At 70.1% G+C, this 3,707-nt stretch carries 2 protein-coding genes; one reads left to right on the forward strand and one right to left on the reverse strand.

The annotated features are described in order from the left end of the window. Positions 1 to 196: 196 nt before the first annotated feature. Entirely contained in the window at positions 197 to 2,944 is a 2,748-nt protein-coding gene (gene nirB, locus ACFQ36_RS21440; protein WP_377017366.1) for a nitrite reductase large subunit NirB, read from the reverse strand. A gap of 346 nt (positions 2,945 to 3,290) precedes the next feature. On the opposite strand from nirB, the gene nirD reads away from it, so the two are divergent. Further along, positions 3,291 to 3,683 carry a nitrite reductase small subunit NirD gene (gene nirD / locus ACFQ36_RS21445; RefSeq protein ID WP_377017368.1) on the forward strand — a complete coding sequence of 131 codons (393 nt, stop codon included), beginning with the start codon at positions 3,291 to 3,293 and terminating at the stop codon, positions 3,681 to 3,683. Positions 3,684 to 3,707 lie beyond the last annotated feature (24 nt).

A 3,707-nucleotide genomic window follows, 5' to 3' on the forward strand; every position in this document is an offset into this window, starting at 1 on the left:
CCACCAGCACGACGCCGTCGAACAGCCCGGGCGCCAGGTGCGTCGGCGAGGTGAGCGTGCGCACCGTGGCGCCGGCACTGCGGTAGCGGCGGACTGCACGGCGGGCGGCCGCGGCCTCGCCGGCGACGAGGACTGTCTGGCCGGTCAAATCTGCGGTGATGTTCATGGGGGACTCCTTCGGGACGGCGGGCGGGGGTCAGTCGGCCGGGCGCAGCGGGATCGAGGCTCCCAGCAGCACCGGGGCGGAACCGGCGGCCGCGGCAATTTCGGTGTCGGTGGCCGGACGGAGCATGCCGCGCTCGCTGACGTTCAGGATTGAGCCGTCGGCATCCCGGGGGGCGTTGACGAAGGACCGGAAGCGGCGCAGCCGCTCCGGGTCCTTGAGCGTGGCGGCCCACTCGTCTTCGTAGTTCTCCACGTGGCGCGCCATGGCGGACTCCAGGTCCCCGGCGATGCCGAGGGTGTCGTTGACCACCACGTCACGGACGTGGCCGATGCCGCCGTCGAGCTCCTCCACCCAGCGGGCGGTGCGCTGCAGCCGGTCCGCGGTGCGGATGTAGTACATCAGGTAGCGGTCGATGTATTTGACCAGGGTTTCGTCGTCCAGGTCCTTGGCCAGCAGCTGGGCGTGGGCGGGGATGGCCCCGCCGTTGCCGCCGACGTACATGTTCCAGCCGTCGGCGGTGGCGATGACGCCGACGTCCTTGCCCCGGGCCTCGGCGCATTCGCGGGCGCAGCCGGAGACGCCGATCTTGAGCTTGTGCGGCGAGCGCAGGCCGCGGTAGCGCAGTTCGAGGTTGATGGCCATGGACACCGAGTCCTGGACCCCGTAGCGGCACCAGGTCGAGCCGACGCAGGACTTCACGTTGCGCAGCGCCTTGCCGTAGGCGTGCCCGGATTCGAAGCCGGCCTCCACCAGTTCCTTCCAGATTTCCGGCAGCTGTTCGAGCCGGGCGCCCAGCATGTCGATGCGCAACGCGCCGGTGATCTTCGTGTAGAGCCCGTATTTTCCGGCCACGCGGGCGATGACGCCGAGCTTTTCGGGGGTGATCTCTCCGCCGGGAATGCGCGGGACCACGGAATAGGTGCCGTTCTTCTGCATGTTGGCCAGCGCCCGGTCGTTGGTGTCTTGCAGCACGCCGCGGCCGCCGTCGAGCAGGTAGGCGCTGTGCTGGGAGGCGAGGATGGAACCGAGCACCGGCTTGCAGATGTCGCAGCCGAGCGGGGCGGCGGTGGCCGGCCTGCCCTCGGCCGTGACGACCTCGACCGGGGTGCCGAAGCGGGCCAGGATCTGTTCCGCGGAGGTCAGCCCCAGCGCGCGGACGGCCTCGAACAGTTCGGCACGGGACATCGCGAAGTGCTCGCACAGCGCCTTGGAGACGGCGATGCCGGACTTGGCCAGCTCGGTTTCGAGCAGCTTCTTGAGCATCGGCACGCAGGACCCGCACTGGGTGCCGGCACGGGTGCAGGCCTTGAGCCCGCCGAGCTCGCGCACCGGATCGTTCCCCGCACAGGTGCCGCAGCCGTTGACGGCGTCCCGGATGCTGCCGGCGGCCACATTGTTGCACGAGCAGAGCACGGCGTCATCGGGCAGTTCGGTGTCCGGGGTTTCCCCACCGCCGGCTGCGGAGAGGTAGGCACCGGGTTCGGCCGGCAGCTCGCGGCCCAGCAGCGGCCGCAGCGAGGTGTAGGGCGCGGCGTCGCCGACGAAAATGCCGCCCAGCAGCGTCCGGGCGTCGTCGGTGACCACGAGCTTCTGGTAGACGCCGCGGGCCGGGTCGGCGTAGACCACCTCCAGGGCGCCGGCGGTTTTGGCGTGGGCGTCGCCGAAGCTGGCCACGTCCACGCCGGAGAGCTTGAGCTTGGTGGCGGTGTCGAAGCCGGTGAAGGCCGCATCCCCGCCGTGCAGCCGGTCCGCGACGATTTCGGCCATGGTGTTGGCCGGGGCGACCAGGCCCACGCACATGCCGCCGAAGTTGGCGACCTCGCCGATGGCCCAGATGTGCTCGACGTCGGTGCCGCAGCTTTCGTCGATCACGATGCCGCCGCGGGCGCCCATCCTAAAGACCGGGACGAAGTCCTCCTCGCCCAGCTCCCCGGGGGCCTTGCCGGCGGCCGCCGCGGCCTCGGCCCTGGCGCGGTCGTTCAGGGTGCGGGCGAGCTCGTCGCGCGGCCGGACGCCGATGGAGACCACCACCATGTCCGCGTCGATGATCCGCCCGTCGGCCATTTCGACGCCGGTGACCCGGGCCTGGCCGTCCCCGTCCGTTTCGGTCAGCACCGCGGCGGGGAAGACGCCGCCGTGCACCTGCAGGCCCTTGTCGGCGATCAGCCGGCCCATGGCCTGGCCGGCACCCTCGTCCAGCTGGGTGCCCATCAGCCACTTGCCGCCGTCGATCACCACCGGATTGGCGCCCAGGGCCTGCAGCCCGGCGGCGGCCTCCAGCCCGAGCAGGCCGCCGCCGATGGTGACGGCGTTGACGGTGCGGCCGAGCCTGCCGGCCAGCTCCGAGACCTTCGCGTTAATGGACCGGACGTCCTCGAGCGTGCGGTAGACCATGGTGTGTTCGTTGCCCGGGATCGGCAGGGTGGCGGCGTTGGAGCCGGTGGCGAGCACCAGCTCGTCGTAGCCGAAGCGGGCGCCGGCGGCGGTGATGACTTCCTTGGCCTCAAGGTCGATGTCCACGGCCCGGGCACCGGTGACCAGCGTGATGCCGTCCGTCTCCCACAGCGACTTGTCGCCCAGGGTCAGGTCCACCCCGGTATCGGTCAGCGCCCTGCTCAGGGCCACGCGGTCATACGGCCGGTGGACTTCCTCGGTCAGCACGGTGATGGCGAACCGGCCGGCCTCCACCATTCCGCGGGAACACATGGACTCGACAAAACGGTGGGCTGCCGGGCCGCCGCCGACGACGACGATCCTGCGCGGGGTGTTCTGGGTCATTGCGGGCCTTTCGGATGCGGGTCACTGCCGGAACTTGGCTTCCAGCCTAGGCAGCCACCGTTGCCTGCCGATTGCCCGGCTGTTTCCTCTTGTTGACATTTGGTTCGGTTTTCCCGGGGGTCCGGGTGAGGATTCCGAAACCTGCCGGAAACACGCGGCGGCGACGCCCGGATCGGGTGCTCCGGATCCGTGCCGCCGGGCATCACCGGGGCACCCGGCCGGGGTGAGTCGCGTTTTACTTCTGCGTTACTCCGCGGGGAGCTGGCCGAAACATCCGTTTCCTAGCGTTTTTGCATACTTCTTGTTTCCTATCCGCTTCCTATCCGCTTCCAGAACGGGGACCACGATGACCGTAATGATTGCTCCCGAGATGCTGTCCGCCATGGACGGGATCCAATGGCACCGCATCTGCCGGGTGGATGACCTGGAGAATTGCTGGGGCGAGGCTGCGCTGGTGGACGGCCGGCAGGTGGCACTGTTCCGGATCTCCGAAACCGAGGTCTATGCCGTGGACCAGCGGGACCCGGCCACCGGGGCGTACGTGATGGCCCGCGGCATCGTCGGAAACTCCGGCACCCGGGCCACCATCGCCTCGCCGCTGCACAAGCAGGTCTACCTGCTCTCCACCGGCGAGTGCCTCGGCAACCCGGACCTTCTCCTGCCTGTCCATCCGGTGCGGCTCGAGGACGGGGCCGTCCTGGTCGGCTTGGCCGGCTCCGGCGGCGGGGCCGGCGCATGACGGCCCCGCCGCTGCGCCGGGCCG

The organism is Arthrobacter sp. GCM10027362 (genome assembly GCF_042679445.1).
In the GTDB taxonomy this organism is placed as follows: domain Bacteria; phylum Actinomycetota; class Actinomycetes; order Actinomycetales; family Micrococcaceae; genus Crystallibacter.

Excerpts from the sequence above, each read along its gene's own strand:
- nirB (WP_377017366.1), bottom strand. The coding sequence starts at position 2,944 with ATGACCCAGAACACCCCGCGCAGGATCGTCGTCGTCGGCGGCGGCCCG.
- nirD (WP_377017368.1), top strand. The coding sequence starts at position 3,291 with ATGACCGTAATGATTGCTCCCGAGATGCTGTCCGCCATGGACGGGATC.